Raw genomic sequence first — 25,900 nt, forward strand, 5'->3', positions numbered from 1 at the left:
AGGATGACCGGCGGACTTCACGTCCGACGGGCAAGAGCCTCTGAACCGGGAACACATCACGTGTTCCTGGTGAATAGGCTCGGTTCCTGAACCCGGCTTCCCGATTTCACTTAGCGGATCTAAGCGCAAGCCCTCTGTGCTCCCGGGGAGACACCAAAGATCCCGGCTGCCTGGAACACCCCAGGAGACCGCCCCCTTGATTTCCAGTCTGAAGCGGCAGGCATGCCCAGCTTAGCCGGCTAACGCCTCTTCCCTCCCAGCCCTGCCCTCAGCCAAAAGCCCCCACAGCCAGATTACTCCTCTTCCACCAGCCGAAGACCGGCCGTACTGGTTACCGGCAGAGAAATAACTATGGATTTCGCCTTGCTCTGCATTCCCGCCTGGCGCATAACCGCCTGCATAATCTGATTCTTCTCTTCCGTCTTTGTAATAATAAAGATCATTTCTTTTTCCGATGCCAGCGAAACCCCAAGAAACTTCTCCGCCTGTTCCATGCCCGTGCCTTTGGCGTGGATAATCGTGCCCCCGGCTGCCCCTGCGCTCCTCGCCGCTTCCATAACCAACTCACTATAACCCTGGTTCGCAATAACCAGTAGTAAATCATGTGTGCAACCTGTCAATGTGGATTCCGCTCCCTTCTCATAGGCCTGATTTTCCGTTAAAAATAGCAACTCCCGCTTCCCGCCAATACTGCTGAGCGGTATGGTAAAAGCGATCCCTGTACCGGGAATATCGATCTGAAGCTTACTCTGCAGTCCTTTTTTCAAGGTAAGCCAGACCGAGTCCGTCACAACCCCGAAGATAACCGCTTTCTCAGAATCCTCCAGCCCAAAGTAATCCAGCATTTCACTATTGGCCGTACCTTTGCCCAGCGTAATCAGGGAAATTTCCATATTTCTCTCTTGATAAAAGGATAGAAATTTCGGTAACATATTTCGATTCGTAATAGTAACCATTAAATAAAGCTCACTCATAGAAGCCTCCTTTACTACAACTCAATAATATCATAATCATCCAGCGATTCAAACTCTGCTGAGGCCGGAGCCGTAACCAGTGATATCTTAGAGTTTTTCTCCTTCATGCGGTAAATAAGTCCCAGAATCTGAATGGTTATAAGAGGCGTCATGGCTACCATAGCCACTACCCCAAACGCGTCCGTAACAATATTACCTCCCACACGGACACAGGCGCCCATTGCAAACGGAAGCAGAAAGGTAGCGGTCATAGGACCGGAGGCCACCCCGCCGGAGTCAAACGCAATAGCTGTGAATATTTTTGGTACGAAAAATGATAACCCGAGCGCAATCGCATAACCCGGAATGATAAACCAGAAGATGGAGATTCCGGTCAGCACGCGAAGCATGGCAAGACCAACCGAACAGGCCACACTGATGGACAAACCGTGCTTCATATCAGAGGCCGGAATTGCAGAATCCGTCAGCTCTTCCACCTGCTTGGTCAGCACATATACCGCCGGCTCCGCCATTACAATAAAATATCCAATGACCATGCCAATGGGTATAATGATAAAACGATAAGGCAGCGCCGCAATCATCTGGCCCAGATAATTACCCGCAGGCATAAAGCCCACATTCACGCCTGTCAGGAATAAGACAAGACCCACATAAGTGTAGACCAGACCGATTAATATTTTAATCAATGCTTTCTTACTCAGCCGCAGAGAGACAATCTGGAAAATTCCAAAGAACACGACAATCGGCAGGAGAGAAACCGCGATTTCCATCATATAGGTTGGGAGCGCGCCGGAGAATAATTGCCGCAAAACAATCGAATTTTCTATCTCCGGAATGGTCACCGGAATATATTCTCCGCCGGACGGATGAAAAACGAGGCCCAGCAAAAGAACCGCCATAATCGGCCCTATGGAACACAGCGCAACAAGTCCGAAACTGTCATCCGCCGCATGCTTATCACTCCGGATCGTCGATATACCGATGCCCAGCGCCATGATAAAAGGCACTGTCATAGGCCCTGTAGTGACACCGCCGGAATCAAAAGCGACCGCAAGAAAATCCTTTGGGACAAAAAACGCAAGGCCAAACACAATAATATAGAAAAAGAACAGCATATAAGACAGCGGAATGCCAAACAGCATCCGCAAAAGTGCGAAGATCAGAAAAATCCCCACCCCGAAGGCTACCGCAATAATCAGCACCGCATTTGCAATCGAAGGAACCTGATTTGCCAACACCTGGAGGTCCGGTTCAGAGATTGTAATAATGAACCCTAATACAAAGCCCAATACAATCATAATATAGAGCCGTTTCGTTTTTGTCATGCAGCTGCCGACCCGTTCTCCCATAGGAGTCATGGCCAGTTCCGCTCCCAATGAAAAAAATGTCATTCCCACCACCAGCAATACCGCGCCTATGATAAAGGCCATCAGAATACTGGGCGAGGTGGGCACGATGGTAAAGCATAAAAGCAACACGATACCCATAATTGGCAGAACCGCGTCCAGCGATTCTTTTAGCTTTTCCTGCAATTTTGTTCGGTACAATAGCATTCTCCCTTTCTGGTTTTTAATGAATGGAAATTCAAGATTTTATGGTAATAAAATTTTATATTTACTTTTAATAAAGGCGGATTGGTATGGATAAACTAAGAAGGTTCTATAAAAATACGAGTGACAGGTTATTTTATCATATTATATTTATTTTTTGATTATACATTATTGAGCAGCGAATGCTGCGAACCCGCCCGAAGGGCATGTATGAATGGGATATTGTTAAGTATAACATAAAAACCGCAAGATTTATAAGAAATAAATAAAATCTTAACACGATATAAACAGGCGCTAAATCAAAATCTATAGTCAGAAGACAATTTGTCAAAAAAGAAATCGTGTAAATAGCTACCAAACACTACGGATAACAAAATGAACAAAATGGACATGTCCCAAATCAAAATAGACATGTCCCAAACCGAAATGGACATGTCCCAAACTGAAATGGACATGTCCCCTTTTGTGTTTAATCTACGGTTGCGCCGAATGGCATCAAGGCCAGTTTGGCCATCTTGAAGTGTTGGAGTCCAAACGGGATTCCTACAATCGTGATACAGAAAATGATTCCGAAAATCACAGATTCCAGTGCCAAAGGAATCCCGGAGATCAGCAGCCAGATCAGATTCACCAGAAAGGATACGGCTCCTCCGCCATAATGCACTTCTTTTCCGAAGGGACACATACTCAATCCCGCAAACTTGAAACACTGTAAACCGATGGGGATGCCGACGATCGTGATGCACCACAGGCATCCCGCCAGCGCCCAGCTCAAACCGCTGATTAGTCCTCCGAATATAAACCATATGATATTACCCAAAAACGACATATGCTCTTACCTCCTCCTACTGTTCTTATCCTCCGAAACCGCATTGTTTCATTTCACATTGCTTCATATCTTCCAGTTCGCTTAAAACTACGCCTACCCGCACACGCGCATCCTGCACCTCTTCCAGGGCCTGGTCGATCTTCTTTTGCACATACCAGTCTGCGATCACCCCGTCCAGAAAGAAGTCTGCAAATGTAATGAATCCGTCGATTTCCATTTTCAGATTCGTCGGAATAAATACATCTTTCAGCTCTTTCTGAAAACGCAGGAGCAGACGCTTGGCCTCCTCGATACTGGCACTTGCATCATCCAGCCGGGAATGTTTTAACAGACCGATCAGGAGGCCGCCGCCGATCATGTCCCAGAGTCCCAGGTCTTTTGCATTTGATAAGCATTTCTCCGCATCCTGCAGACATTCCAGCGCTCTGTGTCCCGCCATCAAAGCTTCGTTGATTTCTCTGACATTCTCTTCTCTGTTGTACATACTCTTTACCTCTCTCCTTTAAACAGCGTTTGTAGTTCCGTTGTTCTGTGGCAGAGGATTAAAAAAGACTTTTATTCTGGCACTCTGCCACAATAAAAGTCTTGCACATTTCATTTCGATACGGATACCTCTCGGCATCGTCTTGACGGTTTCGAAATCACCTTGCGGTGTAGGCTACTCCCTTTTATAGTTTGGATGATACCATAGCCGGGGAGAAAAGTCAATGTATCTTCGTTATTTTTTTAACCTAATTTAAACACTTACCCGCTTCATTCTTACGGGAAGAAAATCGTGCATCTTATGCCTTACGTCCGTCTGCGTACAACCCCGTCAGATTCATGAGAATCTCTACAACTGTATCCATATCCTCCGCCGCCACATGCTCATAGGGTCCGTGACAGGCGTAGTAACCAGCCCCCAGGTTCGGGCAGGGAAGCCCCCTAAAACTGAGCTGCGAACCGTCTGTGCCGCCGCGGATCGGTCTGGTGATATGGGTAAGGCCGGCCCGGTGAATAGCTTCGATCGCATTTTCCACCAGATGGAAATGCTGACGGATAACCTCCTCCATATTATAATACTGATCCCGGATATGGAGATTGACTGTCCCTTCCCCGTACTTGTCGTTGAGAAGCACGCATATGTGTTCCAGAGTCTTTTTACGCCCCTCGAACAGCCCCCGGTTATGATCCCGGATAATGTATTCCATATCCGTGTCATCCGGTGTCCCGTTTAACTTGGTCATATGGAAAAATCCCTCGTAACCTTCCGTGTCCCGCGGCGTCTCACCGGAGGGAAGCATATTGTTCAGCTCATTTGCCACCAGCAGCGCATTGATCATGGTATTTTTGGAAGAACCTGGATGTACTCCAAGACCCGTGATATGGATTTTGGCCAGCGCCGCATTGAAATTCTCATAATCAATGAGACCAACCTGGCTTCCGTCCACAGTGTATGCGTATGTGGCGCCGTATTTAGCGATATCCAGATCTTTTGCGCCGGCGCCGATTTCCTCATCAGGCGGGAAACTCAGACAGATCTTTCCGTGGGAGATCTCCCCCTTCATCAGCCGCTCTGCCAGGGTCATGATCTCTGCTATGCCTGCCTTATCGTCCCCTCCCAGAAGCGTAGTTCCATCGGTGACGATCAGCGTCTTGCCCTTCATGGAGGCCAGGTGCGGAAACTGCTCTACCGTCAGCGTACGGCCGCTGTCCCCCAGCGTCACATCTTTACTGTCATAGTTTTCTATGATCCGGGGTTTTACATTCTTTCCATTGAAGGCAGCTGTATCCAGATGGGCGCAAAAGCCCAGAGCCGGAACCTCCTCGTATCCCGGTGTAGCCGGAATCGTGCCGTATACATAACATTTCTCATCCACATGGGCATCCTCAATGCCCATCTCTTTCATCTCATCCACTAGCAAATTAGCCAGGTCGAACTGACACTGGGATGAGGGCACTGTAGTACTGGTATCATCACTGGTGGTGTGAACCACTACATAATTCAAAAACCGTTCATAAGCTCGCAATTCTATACCTCCTTCTGCCGATCGATATAATTTTTCATCCCGTTGATCTTATCAGATATTCCTTCAGTAATTCCGCCGTATTTCTGAGGGCGTCTACGTGGGTCCTCTCATAGTGATGTGAAGCGTCGGTTCCGGGACCGATGCAGGCAAAATTCACGTCAGCCCCGCGCACTACACACAGACTGGCATCGCTGCCGTAACGGTTATGTACCTCCACCCGGTATTCGATCCCCGCCTGTCGGGCAAGCTCAGTCAGGCGCTTGCGGAATCCGTAGTCATAAGGGGTGCGGCTGTCCTTTGCGCAGATCGTGACACTGTGCTCGTCCGAAGTATGGCCGATTCCCGCCGTGCCAATGTCGATGGACAGCATCTCCTTGGTGTTCTCCGGAATGTAGGACACCCCATGTCCGATCTCCTCATAATTAGCCACATAGAAATGGGTGGTGTGCCTGGGCCGGATTCCGTTCTCCGTCAGATACTTGATTACTGCAAACATAACCGCCACACAGGCCTTGTCATCGATGTACCTGGATTTGATGAAGCCTTTTGGTGTGATCACGGTCCTGGGATCATAAAACACGTAGTCCCCCACGCAGATCCCCGCATCCGCCACATCCTGCGCAGAGCAAAAGTCTTCGTCCAGACGGATCTCCATATTGTCCTCCGTGCGCACCTCATGCCGGGCCTCCTCCGGAAAATTGTGGACGGATGGTTTCTCGTAGAGCAGCGTTCCGGTATATTCCGTACCATCCAAAGTGCGCACCACCAGGTTCTCCCCTTCATAGGTCGTCCACGTATAACCTCCGATCTGAGCCACCCTCAGCCTTCCGTTTGGCAGGATCTCTTTGACCATCGCTCCCAAAGTATCTATATGCGCGTTTACCAGAACCTGATCCTGGTTGTCCTCCCCTGTAAGAGTGCCAAAGACTGCTCCCTTCTTGGTGGTCTTTACAGGAATATGAAGAGAAGCGAATTCACGGCGAATTCTCTCCATTGCCGCCTCGCAGTCTCCCCCCACGCTGGGAATCGCCAACAGTTCCTTCATAAACTCCAGCGTATAATCCATATCCAAATTCATCATTTAATCTCCTCTATTCTGTCGTTGGGGCTTCATCCCCCTGATTGTCCAAAAATGTAATCCATACCTTACCACGCAGTCCCGATGGAATCGGCTCCTTTATGGCCTGCCTTTCCCGGTTAAGACCTATCCGCCTGTGCCTGATCTGGTTAATCGCCTGTGAGAAATAAGGCCATCCATCCACCATCTCGGCGGGGTAATCTGTTATTTCATTCTCCGGGTCTATGGCATAATTGATCAGCCGGTTCGAGCAGTATATCTCGATCGTATTTTGGCCGGCTCTTAAAGCCCCCGTCACTTCCAGCTTCCATGGCCGCCGCCAAATATCCCCGCAGGTCCTGCCATTGATCCGCACCTGCGCCGTCTCCTGCAGTTCTTCCAGGTGTAATACCGCACGTCCTTCCGGAACTTCCTTTAATACAAAAGAGCTGCTATAGATTCCCGTACCGCTGTAATATCTCACCTGCTCATACTGCTGCCAGAATTCCGGCCGATCCCACTGGCAGGTGTAATTCATCTCCGGAATCTCGAGCCGCCACGGACCCGGCAGTACATAGGTTTTTTCCTGCCGCGCTCCCGGCTGCGGACAAGTTATCTCCTTTGGGGCTTGCCGCATAAATACGCCCTTCCCGGCCAAAACCGGATCTTTCACAGGGTTCTTAGTACCTTCATCAAAAAATACAAAAACGGAATCAAAAGCTTCCATATGCAACACCAGTTCCGTGGAATTATTATATCCGGCCTCCGCCTCCACCGCATAGGGCCTGGCGTCAGCGGCATCGAATACTTTCATCTCTTTTCCGTGGACGGAAAAGTCGAAGGCCACCTTACGGCTTTGCGGAGATATATTGGCGATAAAGTAAATATCCGTAAGACCGTCCACTCTGTGTACATATCCTACGCAGTCTCCGCCTCCTGTGATCCTTACATCCGGCCGGAACCGCTGCTCCAGCAGCGTTATCAGTCCTTCTCCCCGGTCGGGGGCTATGGCCGCCGCACCCCTGCCGCTAAAGCGCCAGCTCCCTGTCTTCTCCGGGAAGATACGCGCCATGCATTTGCGCACTGCATCATCCTGTTCTTCTCTCCGGAGCAGTCCGCAGCTCAGATAGGGAGCTGCCTCCGACGCGATCAGGATTCCTCCGCTTTTCACAAAACTTTTCAGCTTTTCAGCCGTTTCGGGCGGCAGACGTTTACATCCTATGAGCAGAATCACCCGGTAGGTGTTGCCGTTCACCGTCATTGCGTCATCAAAATCTGCGTGATGGTTCAAAATATCATCATTTACATAATCAAAACAATATCCCCTTTTACTAATCTTGTCCGTCACACCCCAGCCCATGTATTCTTGCAGCTTCATTCCCATGTGCAGATCCGCCATCTGATTTTCAGACCAGATGTCGGCCTGAGGCAGATAGACCGCGATATCGCACTTGGGCCTGCCGATGCGAAGCATGCCGGATACCCTCTGTATGTATTCGCTCAGGTGCCTGTAAAATGGCCAATAGGTGTTCGTGTGATTAATCTGGGAGGATGCGTAGAACGGCCAGCCCAGCCTGCCCGCATCCGGCGGGGAGTAGGCATATCCATGGTTGTAGATGGAATTTATGCCGTCCAGGAAGATTGCATCCACCTCCGCCTTCATCATTTCCAGGGTTTCCAGAAACCGGGGAACCCGAAGCCAGGTAAAGGATTCGCAGGAAACAACCGGCTTGTTGTACAAGTGCGCGGCAGAGGATGCAAAGCGCCTGTGTATGGAATTTACCTCCAGTTTATCCTGGAGCCCGAAGGTCTCCCCCTCCGGTATATGGGCGCTGCCATAAGCTTTGAGTATATCCGCCCAGGTCCCGTGGGCCTGTATCCGCGCTTTGGAACCATGGCTTTCACACCATGAGGTCAAATTTTCAAAGAAATTTTCAATGGTAAGCTCCGACATCGTCAGGAAATAATCGTACCGAATCCGGTCTGAGATGTCATCGATCTCGCCCCACAGCCCATAAATGTACCTGTCAAGCCCGTATCCGCGCCGTCTAAAGAACTCTTCCTCCAGAATCCCCGTCCAGTTATTGCCCAGCAGCTCAATGGAGTCGCAGAAGAAACAGCAAAAGCTTCCCCTGCCCAGCCGTTCGATCAGGGGATCGCCGCCGTTTTTCAAAAAGAGGTCCACGGCATCCTTCCTGCAGTGATCGACCACATACCCTCCGGCATCTCTGGCCGGGATGGCCGCCTGCTGGTGATACAGATGGGTCACAAAGACCACAATCTTCCAGTCTCCTTCCGGAATGTGGATATCTTCAAGCACCTTACCCCAGGGCCAGCCGAAGAGAAGCTTCTCCTGCAGAAACGGGGTCAGATCCACGATCGTCTCCTCCAGCATTCTACTTTCCTTCATCCTCCCCATCACAGCCCGCTCAATCTTTCCGGTAACACGGCTTGTGAAATCATAGGAGAAGCTGCAGGGTCCGGTCACGTCGATCTGATACGGAATCGCGCACTGGACCGACAGTTCCTGCGGAACATGGGGACCGCCGTAGGGCCAGGAGGAGCCAAGCGTAAAATCCACTCCCAGCCCCAGCTCCTCCGCTTTTTTTAACGTGTAATCAAGTATATTGAAAAATTCCGGCGAAAAGTACGGGATGTTATATATTCCGGCCTCTGCATCGTCCGCGGCCAACGGATACAGCGTCTGGATCTCCACACCGCCGATTCCGGCCTCCTGCATAAACTGCAGTTCTCTGTCTATCTCTTCTCTTTGAACCGCGCAGCCATACCACCACCAGCGGGTCCACCCTTTGGTCTCCGGACCCGGATGCTCGAGTCTTTGAATATGCCAATCCATTCTACCGCTCCTCCTGTTGGGCGCCCCGGCGTTTTACCGGGGCGCGTCTGAACGCGCAAACCGTTTTACCGAATTTTACCTGCTCATAAAATGATAACGCTTAACCGACGATCCGATAGACCGCGTGGATGCGCAGCGGATCCAGAGCTATCTCACTAAGACCGCTCTCTTCATGATAAGTTACGGGCACCTGCTTATGCTCAGGATATACCATTTCCGCTTTGCTTACCTGCATATAATCCCGATTCACCATCAGCCGGCCTCCGTCGATCAGAGGGGTATCTCCTCCGGTAAGCCTTGCAAGTGCGGAGAGTTCATGTACCAGCAGTTCTCTGCCCTCCTCCCGCTCATAACAGGTGAATTCCAGACTGTTCATCAGATCCGTCTGAAGGGAAATCCGGGGGACAAAGTACGTCTCCGCAATTCCGACGAAAAAGTCCTTAACCCATAGAAAATCCTTATTTATCATGGTAAATAAATCAAAGCAGGCGGTCAGAACACAGCCCTTTCCATAGTTGTTCTCGTACAGAGCCGGCAGGCCGGTATCCCGTCCGGGCAGGGGATTCCCCCAGTTCACCCAGGTGGTATCCGTCAGCAGGACGGCGGGCTCCAGGAAAGTTCCCAGAACTTTGGCTCCGTCAGCCCTGGTCTTTAGCACATATTCCCCCACCGGCGGCGTCGTCTTCGGGGAACGCTTCCATACAGGCTCCTCCTCCGGTCTGATATAGGCGCACCAGTGATTCTTCTTATACGTCTCATCTTTGGCGGTGAAATGGCATCCGCTCAGCTCCGCCAGGGCAAAATCTTCCAGAGCGTTACCCTGATCGTCACAAAGGCCGGTCTCGCCTGAGACCAGGACAGTTCCGCCATCCTCCGCATAACGCTTAAGATCTGCCTTTAAATCGGGATTTACCCAGAACAGATTGGGGATCAGGATCATTCGGAATTCCTTCATACGGTCATAGCTTAATTCAAGCTCCGGCACAACTCTCCAGGTCCGTTTGCTGTAATCGCACAGCTTCATGGCTCCCAGAAGTGCTTCCCGGTGCGCCCCGCTTACCTTGGCGCGGCTGATGGAGCTTGCCAGAATGGGATGCTCCACATGCAGAGTGTCCGCCACGTCGCTCTGCACGATGGCGATATCCGCCACCAAACGGTTGTCTTCCAGATAAGTCTCGAACTTCTCCACATCCCGGAACGCCGCTCCCACCTTCCTGGCTTCCTCGAATTCCAGGGTTCCGTCCCGGTGCATAGGTTCGCTGTACATGAATACGCGGCACCCCTGCGCGGCAATCTCTGCCGCGGCCAGACGGTATATGCTGTCGGGCTGATAATTGTATACGTGTGACACATCCCCCGGCCCCAGCTGCGGGTACTTTCCTGCGGAGGTATCCCTGGCGTATGCGCCGGAGAGCCAGTTACCCGCCCAGGGCTCCGTGAACAGATAGTCCAGCTTGTTGCGGATCTGTCTGGGATAGTGAGCCGCAAAATTGATGGTCAATGCCAGTTCCGGATCTATCTGCCTGATCGTACTGCGCAGATCATCCAGCATCCGTTCCGCGCCCTCATTCAGGAAACGTTCCAGATCCCGGTTCTTCGCCATCATCTCTTCGTCATCCTCGGGCATCTCATAGCCGAATTCCTTCCGGTACAGTTCTTTACAAGTATCGCAATAGCACAGCGCCCTGCCGAATATATCGATGAACAGGCTGTCCGGGTGGTAATTCTCTACGATTTCCTTTATCTGCCCAAGTATGTATTCCCGGTATCCGGTCTCATAGCAGGGCATACCCCACTTGGCGTTGCTTGTATTAGCGGGCATCCCGCACTTGAGCGGCTGTCCGTCTTTCCTGCGCACCGCCCACTCCGGATGAGCTTTCGGCGCATAGGTATCGTATTCAAAGCAGTAATAGGCGTTGAATTCGATTCCGTGCTTTTTCAGGATGGGCACTATGGTCCCGACCCAGTCCTTATCCTTAAGTCCGGGGTGCTTTCTGCCGATTTTCGTATTATAATAGCTGCTTCCCCAGTGATCCTTGCAGTAAAGCATCAAGTGGTTGATATTTGCTTCCTCGAAAAAGCGTTCCCATTCATCCGGGTCCAGATTTTCAAGTGTCACCACGGGCGGATCCGGGGAGTGATGGTCGATCAGGTATCCCCGGTAACTGTGTTTGTATTTTTCTGACATATTATCCTCCAGCGGCGCGTATGACGCGCCATAAATTTAAAATCCCCCGCATCCGCACGCCCTTGGATGGCCTGCAAATGCGGGGAATGCGTTGTCATTCAGCGATTGGGCTGCTGTTTATTTGGTTGCATATCCAAAATAGGTCAGGTTGCTGATAGCGGAATAGAATGTGTTCTGCAGATCTTTCATACAGTAAACATAGCTGGCATAATATAACGGGCACACGGAGAATCCATTCTCAGAATACATGATCTGCTCGATCTCTTCCAGGACTTTATCCCGTTCCGGTCCGTTCTGCATGGTGGACGCCTGCTCTACCAGCTTATCATAGTTGGCATCGCTCCATCCGGAGTACTCAAAGTTACCGTTGGTACCGAACAGCTGGTAGTATCCGATCGCATCGTTGAACGTGATACCGTAACCCAGACGAGCCAGATGGAAGCCTCCTTTGGAGATGGTCTCCGTATAACCGGCGGAATCGATATTGCCCAGGGTTACTTTAGCCTCTAATATACCGGAGAGATCCGACTGAACTGCCTCTGCCACAGCTTTGTTGGTATCGGAGGTATTAAATTTGTATTCCATGGTAGCGCTGCCGTCCCATCCGTCTGCTACCGCTTCATCATAGAGAACCTTCGCTAATTCACAGCGTCCGGAGTACGTGCTCAGATCATAGTCCGGATATTTTTCCTGAAGCCAAGCATACATCACTTCACCCACTGCATCGGTCCAGACTTTATTCTCACTGTTGGTAACACCGTTGGGGATGAGGCCCGTAGCGGCTGTAGATCCGTCCTGGGTAACATTGGTAACCAGGTTTTCCTTATCAATGGCCAGGGTAATCGCTGCTCTCACCCGCCAGTCCGGAATTGTCTTACAGTTCAGATATAGATAGGTCACATTTAATCTGGGATTCGAGTAAGCATCTCCCGATGCGATCAGGCTTTCGATCTGATCTGTGGGAATCCCGCTGACGAAATTATATTCCCCTGACTGGTAAGCCGCCATGTTGGAGGTTTCACTGTCAGACAGATGGAAGGTAATCTTGGAGGGTCCCAGATTCGCATAATCATAATATTTCTCATTCTTTGTCAGCTCGATATAACTGTCATGAACCCAGTCAGTCATCACATAAGCGCCGTTACTGATGAAAGTCTCAGCCTCGGTCCAGGTATCGCCGTTTGCCTCGATCACATCCTGGCGCAGAGGGTACAGGCCGTAATGGGTACACATATCCAGGAAATAAGAGCAGCTGTTTTCCAGCGTTATGGTCAGCGTTTTCTCATCCACTGCCGTAATCCCAAGCTCAGAGGGCTCCATGGTTCCTTCTGTGATAGCCGTAGCATTCTTAACGATGTTGTTCAGCAGCGTGCCGTTGGAAGCCGCCGTTTTGGGATCTACCAGTCTCTGCCATGCATAGACAAAGTTATCCGCCGTGACTTTTTCCCCGTCGCTCCAGAAGATATCATCTCTGAGATGGAAGGTATAGGTCAGGCTTGCCTCGTCAAAATCATAAGATTCCGCCTGTCCGCAGACCACCTCGGAACTGTACTGATTGTCATTTCCGCTTACGGTATCCTCAATCGCCGCGAACTTCATAAGGCCTTCGGACATGTGGAACAGAATCTCAAACTGATCCGCTCCGGTTGCCAATGTAGGATCCATGGAGTGAGGCTCCGAGTATCCCAGCGCCACGTCGATGGCTAACTCGTCCCCGCTGCCGGAGGTATCCTTATCCTGCTCTTCTCCCTTCGCGGTATCCGTATTCCCCGCGTCGGTCTTACCTGTGTCGCTTTCGGTTGCAGCCTTGGAACCGCACGCTGTCACAGACAGGCAGAGTACCAATGCCAAAAACAAAGAAATCACTTTTTTCATACTTCTTTTCCTCCTTTTTCTTCAGGTTTGCTTAGATGCCCCCTGTTTTCACTGTTTATATTAGGCACAGCAGAACGGATCCGCTTGCGTAATATCAAAATAATAAAATCCATCCGGTCTTTAGGCTCTACTGGTCGTACAGATGACAGGCAACGTAATGACCCGGCGAGCATTCCCGCAGAGCGGGAACTTCCTCCTTACACCGCTCCTTGGCATAAGGACACCTGGTATGGAAGCGGCAGCCGGAAGGCGGATTGATAGGGCTTGGAATATCCCCCTCCAAAGTAATACGGGTCCGGCTTTTGCTCAGTTCCGGATCAGGAAGGGGAACCGCCGAGATCAGAGACTTGGTATAGGGGTGCACAGGCTTTTTGCAGAGTTCATAGCTCTCCGCCAGTTCTACGATAAATCCCAGATACATAACCCCTATCCGGTCGGATATATGGCGCACCACAGACAGATCGTGGGCGATAAACAGATAAGTCAGCCCTTTCTCCTGCTGCAGGTCTTCCATCATATTGACCACCTGAGACTGAATGGATACATCCAGCGCGGAAATAGGCTCATCACAGACGATAAATTCCGGTTCCACCGCCATCGCCCTGGCTATCCCGATACGCTGCTGCTGACCGCCCGAAAATTCGTGGGGGAACCGGTTGGCATGCTCCGTGTTCAATCCCACTTCATCCAGCAGATAGCGGATACGCTCCTGTCTCTCGCCCTTATTCGTGGCAATCTTGTGAATGTCCAGGGCCTCCCCTATGATCTCTCCCACGGTCATCCGGGGATCCAGGGAAGCGGAAGGGTCCTGAAAGATTAACTGCATCCTGCGCCGGTAATCAAACATGGGGACCGCAATCCCTTCCTTGCTGTCGTAGATCGGGGTTCCATCGTATACGATTTTCCCGGACGTAGGCTCATGGAGACGGATTACGCTTCTTCCAAGCGTCGTCTTTCCGCACCCGGACTCTCCCACCAGCCCAAGTGTTTCTCCCTTGTAAATATAAAAGGAAGCATCCTCCACAGCCTGCACATAGTTTTTCTTCATCAAACCGGACTTAACCGGGAAATATTTCCGGAGGTTCTCAACCTCCACCAACTTTTTCTTATCACTCACCGGTTCCCCACCTCCTCTTTCATCTGGCGTATGTGCTGCCAGCATGAGGATATATGCCCGCTTTCGTTGATACAAACCGCGGGCGGTTCCTGCTCCACGCACACTTTCATACATTCTGTGCAGCGGGGCGCGAACCGGCAGCCCTTCGGGGTATCCAGCATATCCACCGGCGTCCCCTCAATGGGAATCAGTCTTTCCCTTCCCTCACTGTCCAGCCTCGGCATAGAGGCCAGCAGCCCTTTGGTGTAGGGATGCTTGGGATGGTAGAAGATGTCATTTACTTCCCCTTGTTCCACGATATGTCCGGCGTACATCACCGAGACCCTGTCGCATATCTCAGCCACCACTCCCAGGTTATGGGTGATGAAAATGATGGACATGTTGTTCTTTGCCTGCAGTTCTTTCATGAGCTCCAGTATCTGTGCCTGAGTCGTTACGTCCAGCGCCGTGGTAGGTTCATCCGCGATGAGAAGTTTCGGATGGCAGATCAGCCCCATGGCGATCATGGCACGCTGACGCATTCCGCCGGAGAATTCGTGGGGATACTGGTCAATCCGTTTTTCCGCATTGTTAATGCCGACCATGTTCAGCATCTCGATCGCCCGGTTCCGGGCTTCTTTCTTGGATACAGACTTATCATGACAGGTTACCGCCTCCATAAGCTGGTCACCCACGGTATACACAGGATTCATACAGGTCATGGGATTCTGGAAGATCATGCTGATTTCCTTCCCGCAGATATCCATCATCTGCTTTCTGCTGTAGTCCAGCAGGTTTTTCCCCTCCAGAAGAATGGAGCCGCCTATTACTTTTCCAGGACTCTGAAGCAGGCCCATGATCGAGTAGGCCTCCACGCTTTTACCGGAGCCGGATTCCCCCACGATCCCCATCACTTCATTGTAACCCAGGGAATAGGAGATTCCGTCCACAGCTTTCACTTCCCCGGCGGGGGTGAAGAACGATACCTGGAGATTATTAATTTCAATCAATTTCTTGTGTTCATCCATAATGGCACCTCCTTATTTCTTCAGCCTGGGATCCAGAGCATCCCGCAGCCCGTCGCCGATAAGGTTCAGTGTCAAAACCAGAACACTCAATATGATGGCAGGACAGAGCAGACGGTACGGATATAGTGACAACGCGCTTAAAGCATCGGAGCACATGGAACCCAGACTGGCCATGGGGGCCGCGACTCCTATTCCCAGATAGGAAAGGAAGGATTCCATGAAGATCGCCGACGGAATCTGCAGGCAGGTGGCTATGACCAGCTGACCCACACAGTTGGGCAGCAGATGCCGTGTGATGATCCGCTTATTGCCGGCTCCCAGTACCTTTTCCGCCGTAATGAATTCCATGCTTTTTAACTGCAGTACCTGGCCTCTTACGATACGGGCCATGCTGACCCAGTATAACAGGGCGAACACGATGAAAATACTCACGATTCCGGCGCCGAGATCGCTCATGGCCCTGGCAAGTCCCCAGTTGGACGTGTCGAACCACTTTTGCAGCGGCTCGGATATAACCACCTGCAGAAGAAGTACCATCAGGGTACTGGGAATGGAGATAATCAAATCGATAATCCGCATGATCACAAAGTCAACCACGCCTCCGCAAAGTCCTGATATGGCTCCGATGGCCGCTCCGATAACCAATACAATCAACGCAGCCACAATACCGATAATCAGGGATACCCGGGTTCCATACATACTCCGGGACATAATGTCTCTGCCGGCGGAATCTGTGCCGAACACATGAGGGAAAACGGACTTGATCAACTCCACCTCTGTAGCGTCCGGCGCCGGCTCGCCCACCGTGTACTCCAGCGGAGTAACTGTAGTAAATTCACCGTTCTTATAGTCTTTCGTACGTCCAATAGTCAGAATATCCGCTGCATCCTTATCATAGATAATCATGGCCTTTTCCAGGGCCTTCTCAAGTGTAAAGCAGTAGGTCGTGTTATTCTGCTCTATGTAATAATCACCTTTGGACAGGGATAACAGGGAGCCCATGATCGTCTCCGTAAAGAATACGGCATCCGCCTCCTCAAGCACGGCCTGCTCCATCTCTTCACTTTTTGAATATTCCATGGGGCCAAGCTTTGCGCTGTTCCGGTACTGGCTCTCATAACTGTAAGGTACGATCAGAGGTCCCACAAAGGCAAAGACCACAATTACCAGGAACACGATTAGAGCTGCCATCGCTACCTTGTTGGACCGGAACCTCCTCCAGGCATCCCTCCAATAGGAGATACTTTTTCTTTTTTCAATGAGATTTTCCTTCTCGCTGTCGCTGGCTGCGGAAAATCCGTCCTCCGGGATCTTCAGAAAATCCAGATCCTTGGGATTGTTCAGGTGAATGATCGGCAGTGCCTGTCTCTTTGTTTCTTTATCCACCCTTTATTCCCCCTTTCCTGTCAGCGTAATGCGGGGATCTACAAACTTGTAGATGATGTCCACCAGTAGATTCATACCGATCACCAGGGCCGACAGCACGATGGTCGTGGCCATGATGACGGGATAATCCCTTTCTATAATGCTGGAAACAAAATATTTTCCCAGTCCTGGAATGCCGAACGTAGTCTCTATAACGAATCCGCCGCACATAAGGCCGGCCGTCAGCGGCCCCAGGTAGGTAACCACAGGAATCAGGGAGTTGCGCAGCGCATGCTTAAAGATAATCTTGCCGGTCTTCAGGCCCTTTGCCCTGGCTGTTCTTACATAATCCTGATTGATCGCGTCCAGCATGCTGGTTCTCGTAAGCTTCGCCACATAACAGGCATAATATAAGCCCAATGAAATAACCGGCATAATGTAGGATTTTACATCCGTCAGACTGCCGGATACCGATGGCAGTATCCCCAGCCGTATGGCAAAGACCTCCAGCAGCAGCGTCGCCACCACAAAGTTCGGTATGGCGATCCCCAGCGTGCTGAACACGCTTAGCAAATTGTCGATCCATTTCCCCCTGAAATAAGCTGCGATACATCCCAGCGGAACACCCACCAGCACCGTAATCAGCAATGCCGGCACTCCAAGCTTGATCGAGAGTTCAAATTTCCCCTGATGGAAAATAAGATCCGCCACCGGCGTGCCTTTCTGCATTTTCAGGGAAGTTCCCAGGTCCCCGTGCAGATAACCTTCCAGATAATTCTTCAATTGGACAATCAGCGGCTTATCCAGGCCATACTTCTCATTGGCCAGCTCCATCTGTTCCACCGTGGTGTTCTCCTCCAGAAATGGGCTTCCGGGTATCGCATTCATAACCAGGAATGTGATGGCCGCCACGAAAAACAATGTACAGACTGACGCTGCAATTCTCTTAACTACATATCCGAACATAGCTTCCTCCTATCACCGTACTAAAGTTTCATGGCAGAACGAACTTCCTTAAAACATTTCACTGCAAAGTCCAGATCTTCCTTCGTGTGTCCGGCTGATATCTGGGTCCGGATCCGATCCCTTCCCTTTGGCACAACCGGATAGCAAAAGCCCACTACGTAGACTCCTTTTTCCAGCATCCTGGCCGCGAACTCCTGGGCAATGCGGGAATCATAGAGCATAACCGGGACAATGGGATGTTCACCCGGAAGCAGGTCAAAACCGGCCTCCTCCATCTGTATACGGAAATAGCGGGCATTGTCGTGCACCTTATCCCGAAGTTCTGTGGACTCAGTGAGAAGATCAATGGTCTTGATGGTCGCCGCACAGATGGCAGGCGCCACGGTGTTGGAGAACAAATAGGGTCTCGAACGCTGCCGGAGCAGATCAACTATCTGCCGCTTCGCCGCGGTAAAGCCTCCGGACGCACCTCCCAAAGCCTTCCCAAATGTTCCGGTGACGATATCCACCCGGCCTATCACACCGCAGTGCTCGGGCGTTCCCCTTCCATGTGCCCCCATAAAGCCGGATGCGTGGCTGTCATCTACCATCACCAGAGCGTCATATTCGTCTGCCAGATCGCAGATTTCTTTTAGTTTCGCTATGTAACCGTCCATGGAAAAGACCCCGTCGGTGGCAATCAGCTTGATTCCTGCCCCTGCCTCCTGCGCTGCCTGTAATTGCCTGCGCAGATCCTCCATGTCACTATTTTTATACCTGTACCGCTTTGCCTTACATAACCGGATACCGTCAATGATAGAAGCGTGGTTCAGCTCATCGGAGATCACCGCGTCGTTCTCGGTGAGAAGCGTCTCGAAAAGTCCGCCGTTGGCGTCAAAACAGGAGGAGTACAGGATGGCATCTTCAGTTCCGACAAATTCCGCGATCTTGTGTTCCAACTCCTTATGGATCTCCTGGGTCCCGCAGATGAAACGTACGGAGGAGAGTCCGAATCCCCATTTGTCGTAACTGGCCTTAGCTGCCTCGATCAAATCCTGGTTGGTGGAGAGACCCAGATAGTTATTGGCACACATATTGACAACACGGCTGGCCTGGGTAGTATCAATCCTGGAATACTGAGGAGTTGTGATGATACGTTCCTCTCTCCATGTTCCGGACTCCCGTATGTCCTCCAGCATTTTATCATATATTTTCAGTGCAGTTTTCATAGCGTCATCCTTTCCTTTTTTACGTATTGTCCTGTTCATTTAGCGTCAATGAGTCCAGTCCAGGATTACCTTGCCGGAGTTTCCGCTTATCATGGCTTCAAAACCCTTCTCATACTCCGTATAATGGAACCGGTGCGTAATCACAGGCGACAGATCCAGTCCCCCCTGGATCATATAGGACATTTGATGCCAGTTGTCCATCTTTCTTCCATATATCCCGCGAAGTGTCAGGCCCTTACAAATAACCTCATTCATATCCACCTCAATCGGCTTATTCGCCAGGCCCAGAAGAGAGATCATACCGCCGTTTCGCATAACACCTAACATCTGCGCAAATGCATCCCTGCTTCCTGACATCTCAAGACCCACATCAAACCCCTCGCACAGACCCTGCTCCCGCATCACGGTCTCCAGATTGTCCTTCGCCACATTCACCGCGGCATCGGCTCCAATCCTGCGTGCCAGTTCAAGCCGGTATTCGTTGACGTCTGTGATAATCACCCGTCTGGCTCCGGAAAACTTGCAAATCCCCGCCGCGATGATCCCGATCGGCCCCGCTCCGGTTATCAGGACATCTTCCCCCACCAGAGGAAACATCAAGGCAGTATGCGTGGCATTTCCAAAGGCATCGAAAAACGATACAATATCCTCCGGTATCCGCTCATCGATCTCAATGACATTGGTAGAGGGGATACAGACATATTCTGCAAAAGCGCCATCCCGGTCCACTCCCACCCCAATGGTGTCCCTGCACCACTGGATGTTGCCGGTATGGCAGTTCCGGCACCGGTGGCAGGTGATATGCCCCTCTCCGGATACGCGCTGCCCTACCTTCAATCCCTTCACCCCTACTCCTAAACCCGCAACCTCGCCCACATATTCATGTCCGATCGTCATGGGCGGTTTGATATGAAGCTGCGCCCAGGGATCCCAGTTGTATATATGTACATCTGTGCCGCAGATCGCTGTCTTGTGAATCTTAATCAGAACTTCACCAGGTCCGGGCTCCGGGATCGGCTTCTTAACCAGTGTCAAACCTTTACCACATTCACTTTTCACCAAAGCATCCATTGTGTTTGCCATATTAATCCCTCAATTTTACACAAACGTCTTCCCCACAAAGACATTTGTTAATTTTCGTCTTTGTTACAAGGACATTATATATAATTTTAGTATAATATGCAATGTTTTTTTCATATTTTTTCAAATTTATTTGTCAATATTTTCACACATCTTTCGTCGAATTGTTTAACTTATTTCAGAATTACTTAAAAAATCCTATATTTTTTCACTTTTTCCAGCACGTTTTGTTGATTGTGACCGTACTTTTATGTCAACCAGATTGGTGACCGCTATAAACTATATTTAAGAATTCCTATCCAACTAAAATACGGACCGGTGTGCTGTACAGGTCCGCATTTTTTCTTCTTCCATATGCTTTTTTCCCAGGCCAAAATCCAGGCCTTCTGTTCCATACTCCATATATTTTTACTTACACTTAGCATTCAAGTACCCTGCGTATAATCTTATTAAAATTTTCCGCGTCCCAGGCACTGCGACCGATAAACAAACCGTCCACCCACGGAATCCGGATCAGGCCAACCGCATTTTCCAGATTGACGCTGCCGCCGTACAGGATAGGAATCCGGCTCCCCGTATCCTCACCAAAAAGTTCCACCAGCACCTTGCGCATATGTCTGTGCCTCGCCGACACATATTCCACCGAAGCCGGAATCCCATTGATTCCAATGGCCCATACCGGTTCGTACGCTACCCATACTTTCCCGGCCTCGTTCCGGTCAAGCCCATGAAACGCCACCTTCAGCTGCGTGCTCAGCGTCTCATCGCTGATGCGGTAATTCCGCTGTTCCAGAGTTTCCCCCACGCACAGAAGCGGTGTAAAATCATATTCCAGGGCAGCCTTAACCTTCCGGTTCTCTTCCTGATCCGATTCACCGAAGATGTGCCTGCGCTCGGAATGCCCGATCTCCACAATGTCCACTCCAACCTCTTTTAACATCAGCGGAGATATCTCGCCGGTGAACTGTCCTTCTTTTTCCCAGCACATGTTCTGGGCGCCCAGTTTCACACGGGAACCTTCCGTCACCTGGCGGGCGGCTTCCAGGGTCGTGTACGACGGTATCACAAAGAGCTCCAGAAGTTCCTGCGGAAGATCCTCGGTCAGTTCCCGGAGCCTCTGCAGATACACCTTCGTCTCTTCTATGGTTTTGTACATCTTCAAATTTGTTCCCAGGTATCTTTTTTTCATTTCACCCATATTTGGTCACCCGCATTCAATCAGGTTCTCGGACTCGATCTCTTTGATCGCTTCCACCTTCGGTGTCGACGGAGAATCCTTGAATTCCAGGGATAGCCATCGTTCCAGAATACATTTGGCCAGTTCCACCCCGATCACCCGTTCGCCCATACACAGCACGTTTCCGTCATTGCTGAGTATTAACCGTTCCGCCGAAAAGATATCATGACAGACCCCCGCACGGATTCCCGGGAACTTATTGGCTGTCATGGCCATGCCAAGACCCGTCCCGCAGATCAGCACGCCGCGCTTCTCATAGCCGCTGTCTATAATTTCCTGACATGCTTTTTTAGCAATATAGGGATAGTAGATATCGTCCTTTTCACTGTCGCATCCCATATTTTCAACGGTATAACCCTTTTGTTCCATAAATTTCATCAGTTCATTTTTAAGATGAACCGCAGCATTATCGCAACCAATTACAATCGTTCTCATAGCTTTCCTCCAAACGTGCATGTTTTTTGCACATATAGGTACAGGTGAACATCCTTATGTCCACACTTATAACCGCCTCAAACCGTTCCCGGTATCACAAAGCATCCAACCGTATCACATCCAGGTCGTTGGGTATATACAGGTTCCCGTGATAAAACCCGCGCCCTTCTTCCAGGTATTTTTCCTGTCTTTGGCCATAAGTCTGATCTTCGGTATGCCAAAGGACCAGATTCTTCACCTGTCTTTTCTCGGCCAGAGTGCATGCGTCCTTTACCGTACTGTGGTGATATTCATAAGGATGAAAGATCTCCCTCTGGCTATAGAGGCAGAATGCCTCCGACAGCAGCCAGTCGGCGTTTTCCGCATAGCCCTCCCGGCTCTCATTGCAGGGTTCATCTCCCAGAAACGTCAGCGCTTTCCCGCATTTTAACTGCATCCGGTATCCGAATTGTTTTGCTTTCGTGGAACACAGATCGAAGAAGGTAACCTGGTATCCCATGATGGTTTTCTGCTCCCCGTCCGCCACAGGGATCCAGCGTATTCTCTCCTTCATCAGCTTTTGTTCCACGGCCCGCAGCGTGAGGTCGCAGATCGTCCTGATTTTCTCCAGCAGTTCCGGGTGCGCATATAAATGCAATACTCCCTCGTACTTATCCTGGCTCATCCGGTAGGTAATCATCCGTATGGCACAGATGATTCCCAGCAGATGATCCGTATGTTCATGAGAGACAAAGATATGGTGGACCCGATTCCAGGAAATGCCCGCTTCTTTGAATTGGCGGTAGATACCATCGCCTCCCCCGCCGTCCGTCAGAAAATAATTCTCTCCGTCGTAAATAGCGTAACAGGTGTTATAATATCTCGTTACCAGCGCCGTCCCGGTACCCAGAACAATCAGATTTTCCATTCTTTGCCTCCCTGAACTTTTGATTTCCATTCTTTACCGTTTCTATTCCGTTCTTATGCCGCTGCACCGTTTTGATGACACTACACGGTTTCTATGCCACTACGCCTTTCTGATCCCGGTACATGCCCTTTTTCCATTTTCCATCCAGCATGTCGGCCATAATCTGATTCAGCAGATCCCCGAATTCCGGATCAACGATATGCATATCCGCAATGATCAGATCCAGATTTTCATTTTTCTGATCGAATTCTTTTTCCAGAATGCTGCGCATCAGCGTGGCGCGTCTGGACCAGCGGGTTTCTTTGTCATCCGGTTCCCATACCGGGCCGTCTCCATTACCTTCCGACCAGCCGCGTTCCTTGGTACAGATCTCTTCTCTCTGGTCATATGCGGACCAGCCCTGCATCGGGATGACAAAAGCAGTGGGGCCCTTAGTGCTGTTTAATTTCTCCGCAAAATAGTGGGACAGATCTTCGATCTCATCCAGCGTGGGAACCATGATGGTTACCCCTTCGTTGTGCTGATAGGGAAGCTTCGTATCCTTATACGGTTTCCTCTTGCCGGCTTTAAAATCATCCAGGTATTCCTGGGGCAGCGAGGAAAGCGCGCCGAACGCGGACTGGTCGCAGCCGCCGGGAGTGACGATCTGCGGTATGCCCACATCGGCGGCGGCTGTTACCCGCTCCCCGGTCCAGGTCTCCGGTGTGCCGTAAACGCTGTGGTACATGTTGTTGGTCAGTTCTCCGGTGGTCAGATCGATGATCGCGGTGATCTGGCCGGAACGGATCAGGTCTTCCATCGTAGCTCCGGTTCCCACCTGGTGGATGATGATGGTATCCCATCCATGGGCATCCCAGTACGCGCTGCAGCGGTTTACATTCTGGGTCGTGGTGCCGTAGGCGGTGATGGCCATCAGCGGCCTGGACGTGGAAGCGTCGATCTCTCCCACTTTGCCCATGGCTACGATAGCGGCCGCCGCATTGGCTACCATCTTACGGGTAACGATATTGATTCCCTGTTCCGCCGTGGGATTCATGATGTAAATATCTTTATTTCCCAGCCACATGCTGACATCGCTGGAGGCCATGTCTGTCATCATGATCTTCGGCACTCCAAAAGGAAGCGCACGCATCAGATAGGTCACCGTGGTGGTACCCATGGAACCGGCCCAGGAGATGATTCCATCCACTTCTCCTGCGTCATACATCTGCATGATCTTGACGGCTCCGGCTTCTCCCACCGTCTTAACCGCTGTCGAACGCGGGGATTTAAAGATCTCTTCTTTGGTCTTACCCACCGCTTTCAGGACTTCCGCCAGCGAGATATCCGCAAAATCCACGTCATGGCCGCAGCCGCAGTTCAGGATCTTGACGTCGCCGCCGGCTTTGGTCACCTCATCCGCCAGAAACTTTAACTCGGTAAATTTTGTATCACACATTCCTGCTACGATAATTTTCGGTTTTTTCTCCATTTTCTTACCTTCCCTTTCTATTTCCTTTTATTATCCGCTCTCTTTATCGGTCTGCGGGCATCCGGATCTCTTTGTATTCCTGCGTCGCCGCCAGCACCGCTTTTTCAATAGGCATCCGTTCCGCCGCGGAACCGCCGATGAAGCCCTGGGCGTTGGTCCGTTCCAGAACATATTTGACCTCTTCCGGTCCCTTGATCGGTCCGCCGTGGGCGAACAGGATCACGTCCGGATTCACCGCTCTGGCCGCGTCAAAGATCTGCTGGCTCAGTTCGCACGCCTCATCCAGGGTCAGGTTACTCTTAGCTCCCATCAGGCCGCCCACCGTGGAACCTACGTGGGAGGAGATCGCCGGGCATCCGGTTTCCGCCAGGATTCTCGCCTCATCAGGGGTAAAGGCATAGGCCAGGGAGAACATTTCCATCCGGTGCGCCTCAGCTACAAAATCAACTTCCCGGTCCCAGCCCATTCCGATGGCCGCCATCTGTTCCATAATGGAATCGCCGTAGATCTTCATCATGAACGGGTTGATTCCTGAGATTCCGGCTTCCCAGAGTTTCTTCAAGTGTTCTCTGTGGGGGAACAGAGGATTCGTTCCGCCCGACAGGGACAGCACCGGCGTATCCTTTACATTTGCCACGATTTCCGGAGCCAGGCTGAAGATCACTTCGTTAATATCGGAGTAGGGCATTAACGGCGCCAGGGACCCCTGCCCTTTCATTCTCCAGTAGCTGGTAGCCGACACGCAGATCAAATCCGCGCCGCCCTTTTCCTGTAATTTCGCAGTCAGTCCGCTGCCGCAGTTGGGCATGAACAATACCTCTTTTTTCTCGATTTTCGCTTTTAAGAGATTCACTACCTCATCTTCTTTAAAACGCTTTGCCATTTTACATTACCTCCTGATTTATATGAATTTATGAAAAAATGCTTCCGTGTTCGTAGTGATAATCTGCCGTACCTCCGCCGGCTTCACCAAGCCGCCGTCCGGCAGCTGATCCGCCAGGGCTTCCAGATTCTCTCTGGTGGCCGTCTGCTCATAGAAAGGAAAATCACTTCCGAATAGCAGATGCCCCGTACTGCCTGCCCAGCCTTTCACCGTCTGTAACAGCTGCTGCATGGGCCAGTTCAGGGTTTCCCCTGTCTTTCCAAAGTTGGTGCTTATGTCCGCATAGATGTTCGGATGCTTGCGAAGCAGCATCGCCGTCTCCTCGTACCAGATCCGGCCGGCGTGGCCCAGGATGATCATAAGTCCAGGAAATTTAAGCGCCGTCTCATCCATATAGACGGGGCGTCCGTAGATATCCCCGTAAGGCCTGACACCGATTCCCCCGCTGTGGAACAGGATCGGTTTCCCATACTCCTGCATCTGCCGGTAGACCGGGTCCAGCCGCTCATCGTTCGGATAAAACCGCTGCATATTACAGTGCAGCTTCAATCCCACAAAGCCTTCATCCTCGATGCAGCTTCTCAGGAAATCCACGCTTCCCTCTTCAAAGGGATTCAGAGTACAGAATCCCTGAAGTTTCCCTTGCGAATGCCGCACCGCGTCCGCCACATATTGGTTCAGGCCGCGTATATCCCGGTTCGTCAGTTCCGGTCCGAAGGCCAGGGCGCTGACTACGGTCAGATCGATCCCGGCCGCCTCCATGGAGGCTAACAGTCCGTCCGCGTCGAAGGCGAAACGGCTGTTTCTGTTCTGAAAATATTGGCGCATCGCTTCCGGGTTCCTGTCCATGGGCCACAAATGGGAATGTATATCAATTACCACAGG

Annotated in this window: 21 protein-coding genes; all 21 read right to left on the reverse strand. The window is 50.9% G+C overall.

Features of this window, described 5'->3' with window-relative positions; all coding sequences use genetic code 11:
- Positions 1-293 precede the first annotated feature (293 nt).
- Positions 294-974 (reverse strand): P-II family nitrogen regulator, encoded by a 681-nt coding sequence (locus tag KTH89_RS03485; RefSeq protein ID WP_238720645.1) that lies wholly within the window; start codon positions 972-974, stop codon positions 294-296.
- Between the two features lie 14 nt (positions 975-988).
- Positions 989-2,527: a DUF1538 domain-containing protein gene (locus KTH89_RS03490; RefSeq protein WP_238720646.1), complete on the reverse strand. Its 1,539-nt coding sequence runs from the start codon at positions 2,525-2,527 to the stop codon at positions 989-991.
- A gap of 466 nt (positions 2,528-2,993) precedes the next feature.
- On the reverse strand, positions 2,994-3,353 hold the full coding sequence (locus KTH89_RS03495; protein ID WP_238720647.1) for a YccF domain-containing protein: 360 nt from the start codon (positions 3,351-3,353) through the stop codon (positions 2,994-2,996).
- A 25-nt stretch (positions 3,354-3,378) separates the two neighbouring features.
- On the reverse strand, positions 3,379-3,837 hold the full coding sequence (locus tag KTH89_RS03500) for a hypothetical protein (RefSeq protein WP_238720648.1): 459 nt from the start codon (positions 3,835-3,837) through the stop codon (positions 3,379-3,381).
- 298 nt (positions 3,838-4,135) lie between these two features.
- On the reverse strand, positions 4,136-5,362 hold the full coding sequence (pepT, locus tag KTH89_RS03505; RefSeq protein WP_238720649.1) for a peptidase T: 1,227 nt from the start codon (positions 5,360-5,362) through the stop codon (positions 4,136-4,138).
- 34 nt (positions 5,363-5,396) lie between these two features.
- The gene (locus KTH89_RS03510; RefSeq protein ID WP_238720650.1) at positions 5,397-6,443 is read right to left on the reverse strand and encodes a M42 family metallopeptidase; all 1,047 of its coding nucleotides are present in this window, start codon (positions 6,441-6,443) and stop codon (positions 5,397-5,399) included.
- A gap of 10 nt (positions 6,444-6,453) precedes the next feature.
- Complete coding sequence (locus tag KTH89_RS03515; RefSeq protein WP_238720651.1) at positions 6,454-9,276, reverse strand: glycosyl hydrolase; 2,823 nt, start codon at positions 9,274-9,276, stop codon at positions 6,454-6,456.
- A gap of 100 nt (positions 9,277-9,376) precedes the next feature.
- Entirely contained in the window at positions 9,377-11,464 is a 2,088-nt protein-coding gene (locus KTH89_RS03520) for an alpha-L-fucosidase (protein WP_238720652.1), read from the reverse strand.
- 117 nt (positions 11,465-11,581) lie between these two features.
- Positions 11,582-13,339: a peptide ABC transporter substrate-binding protein gene (locus tag KTH89_RS03525; RefSeq protein WP_238720653.1), complete on the reverse strand. Its 1,758-nt coding sequence runs from the start codon at positions 13,337-13,339 to the stop codon at positions 11,582-11,584.
- A gap of 127 nt (positions 13,340-13,466) precedes the next feature.
- The gene (locus KTH89_RS03530; protein WP_238720654.1) at positions 13,467-14,501 is read right to left on the reverse strand and encodes an ABC transporter ATP-binding protein; all 1,035 of its coding nucleotides are present in this window, start codon (positions 14,499-14,501) and stop codon (positions 13,467-13,469) included.
- The gene (locus KTH89_RS03535; protein ID WP_238720655.1) at positions 14,453-15,463 is read right to left on the reverse strand and encodes an ABC transporter ATP-binding protein; all 1,011 of its coding nucleotides are present in this window, start codon (positions 15,461-15,463) and stop codon (positions 14,453-14,455) included. Before KTH89_RS03535 ends, KTH89_RS03530 begins: the two co-directional genes overlap by 49 nt.
- A 12-nt stretch (positions 15,464-15,475) precedes the next feature.
- Complete coding sequence (locus KTH89_RS03540; protein WP_238720656.1) at positions 15,476-16,849, reverse strand: ABC transporter permease; 1,374 nt, start codon at positions 16,847-16,849, stop codon at positions 15,476-15,478.
- A gap of 3 nt (positions 16,850-16,852) precedes the next feature.
- Complete coding sequence (locus KTH89_RS03545; protein ID WP_238720657.1) at positions 16,853-17,794, reverse strand: ABC transporter permease; 942 nt, start codon at positions 17,792-17,794, stop codon at positions 16,853-16,855.
- A gap of 20 nt (positions 17,795-17,814) precedes the next feature.
- A complete protein-coding gene (locus KTH89_RS03550; RefSeq protein ID WP_238720658.1) occupies positions 17,815-19,002 on the reverse strand; it encodes a glycine C-acetyltransferase in 1,188 nt (395 codons plus the stop codon).
- Between the two features lie 45 nt (positions 19,003-19,047).
- On the reverse strand, positions 19,048-20,085 hold the full coding sequence (tdh, locus tag KTH89_RS03555; RefSeq protein ID WP_238720659.1) for an L-threonine 3-dehydrogenase: 1,038 nt from the start codon (positions 20,083-20,085) through the stop codon (positions 19,048-19,050).
- 415 nt (positions 20,086-20,500) lie between these two features.
- Positions 20,501-21,280 (reverse strand): triose-phosphate isomerase, encoded by a 780-nt coding sequence (locus KTH89_RS03560; protein ID WP_238720660.1) that lies wholly within the window; start codon positions 21,278-21,280, stop codon positions 20,501-20,503.
- A gap of 6 nt (positions 21,281-21,286) precedes the next feature.
- Entirely contained in the window at positions 21,287-21,754 is a 468-nt protein-coding gene (gene rpiB / locus KTH89_RS03565; RefSeq protein WP_238720661.1) for a ribose 5-phosphate isomerase B, read from the reverse strand.
- A 94-nt stretch (positions 21,755-21,848) separates the two neighbouring features.
- Positions 21,849-22,661, reverse strand: coding sequence for an MBL fold metallo-hydrolase (locus KTH89_RS03570; protein WP_238720662.1), 813 nt, complete (start codon positions 22,659-22,661; stop codon positions 21,849-21,851).
- Between the two features lie 91 nt (positions 22,662-22,752).
- On the reverse strand, positions 22,753-24,132 hold the full coding sequence (locus KTH89_RS03575) for a Tm-1-like ATP-binding domain-containing protein (protein WP_238720666.1): 1,380 nt from the start codon (positions 24,130-24,132) through the stop codon (positions 22,753-22,755).
- Between the two features lie 43 nt (positions 24,133-24,175).
- Complete coding sequence (locus KTH89_RS03580) at positions 24,176-25,015, reverse strand: phosphoenolpyruvate hydrolase family protein (protein WP_158342244.1); 840 nt, start codon at positions 25,013-25,015, stop codon at positions 24,176-24,178.
- 18 nt (positions 25,016-25,033) lie between these two features.
- On the reverse strand, positions 25,034-25,897 hold the full coding sequence (locus tag KTH89_RS03585) for an amidohydrolase family protein (RefSeq protein WP_238720667.1): 864 nt from the start codon (positions 25,895-25,897) through the stop codon (positions 25,034-25,036).
- Between the last annotated feature and the right edge of the window lie 3 nt (positions 25,898-25,900).

This window comes from Diplocloster agilis, from assembly GCF_019042275.1.
Lineage (GTDB): Bacteria > Bacillota > Clostridia > Lachnospirales > Lachnospiraceae > Diplocloster > Diplocloster agilis.

Excerpts from the sequence above, each read along its gene's own strand:
- KTH89_RS03485 (WP_238720645.1), bottom strand. The coding sequence starts at position 974 with ATGAGTGAGCTTTATTTAATGGTTACTATTACGAATCGAAATATGTTA.
- KTH89_RS03490 (WP_238720646.1), bottom strand. The coding sequence starts at position 2,527 with ATGCTATTGTACCGAACAAAATTGCAGGAAAAGCTAAAAGAATCGCTG.
- KTH89_RS03495 (WP_238720647.1), bottom strand. The coding sequence starts at position 3,353 with ATGTCGTTTTTGGGTAATATCATATGGTTTATATTCGGAGGACTAATC.
- KTH89_RS03500 (WP_238720648.1), bottom strand. The coding sequence starts at position 3,837 with ATGTACAACAGAGAAGAGAATGTCAGAGAAATCAACGAAGCTTTGATG.
- KTH89_RS03510 (WP_238720650.1), bottom strand. The coding sequence starts at position 6,443 with ATGATGAATTTGGATATGGATTATACGCTGGAGTTTATGAAGGAACTG.
- KTH89_RS03515 (WP_238720651.1), bottom strand. The coding sequence starts at position 9,276 with ATGGATTGGCATATTCAAAGACTCGAGCATCCGGGTCCGGAGACCAAA.
- KTH89_RS03520 (WP_238720652.1), bottom strand. The coding sequence starts at position 11,464 with ATGTCAGAAAAATACAAACACAGTTACCGGGGATACCTGATCGACCAT.
- KTH89_RS03525 (WP_238720653.1), bottom strand. The coding sequence starts at position 13,339 with ATGAAAAAAGTGATTTCTTTGTTTTTGGCATTGGTACTCTGCCTGTCT.
- KTH89_RS03530 (WP_238720654.1), bottom strand. The coding sequence starts at position 14,501 with ATGCTGGCAGCACATACGCCAGATGAAAGAGGAGGTGGGGAACCGGTG.
- KTH89_RS03535 (WP_238720655.1), bottom strand. The coding sequence starts at position 15,463 with ATGGATGAACACAAGAAATTGATTGAAATTAATAATCTCCAGGTATCG.
- KTH89_RS03545 (WP_238720657.1), bottom strand. The coding sequence starts at position 17,794 with ATGTTCGGATATGTAGTTAAGAGAATTGCAGCGTCAGTCTGTACATTG.
- KTH89_RS03550 (WP_238720658.1), bottom strand. The coding sequence starts at position 19,002 with ATGAAAACTGCACTGAAAATATATGATAAAATGCTGGAGGACATACGG.
- tdh (WP_238720659.1), bottom strand. The coding sequence starts at position 20,085 with ATGGCAAACACAATGGATGCTTTGGTGAAAAGTGAATGTGGTAAAGGT.
- KTH89_RS03560 (WP_238720660.1), bottom strand. The coding sequence starts at position 21,280 with ATGGGTGAAATGAAAAAAAGATACCTGGGAACAAATTTGAAGATGTAC.
- rpiB (WP_238720661.1), bottom strand. The coding sequence starts at position 21,754 with ATGAGAACGATTGTAATTGGTTGCGATAATGCTGCGGTTCATCTTAAA.
- KTH89_RS03570 (WP_238720662.1), bottom strand. The coding sequence starts at position 22,661 with ATGGAAAATCTGATTGTTCTGGGTACCGGGACGGCGCTGGTAACGAGA.
- KTH89_RS03575 (WP_238720666.1), bottom strand. The coding sequence starts at position 24,132 with ATGGAGAAAAAACCGAAAATTATCGTAGCAGGAATGTGTGATACAAAA.
- KTH89_RS03580 (WP_158342244.1), bottom strand. The coding sequence starts at position 25,015 with ATGGCAAAGCGTTTTAAAGAAGATGAGGTAGTGAATCTCTTAAAAGCG.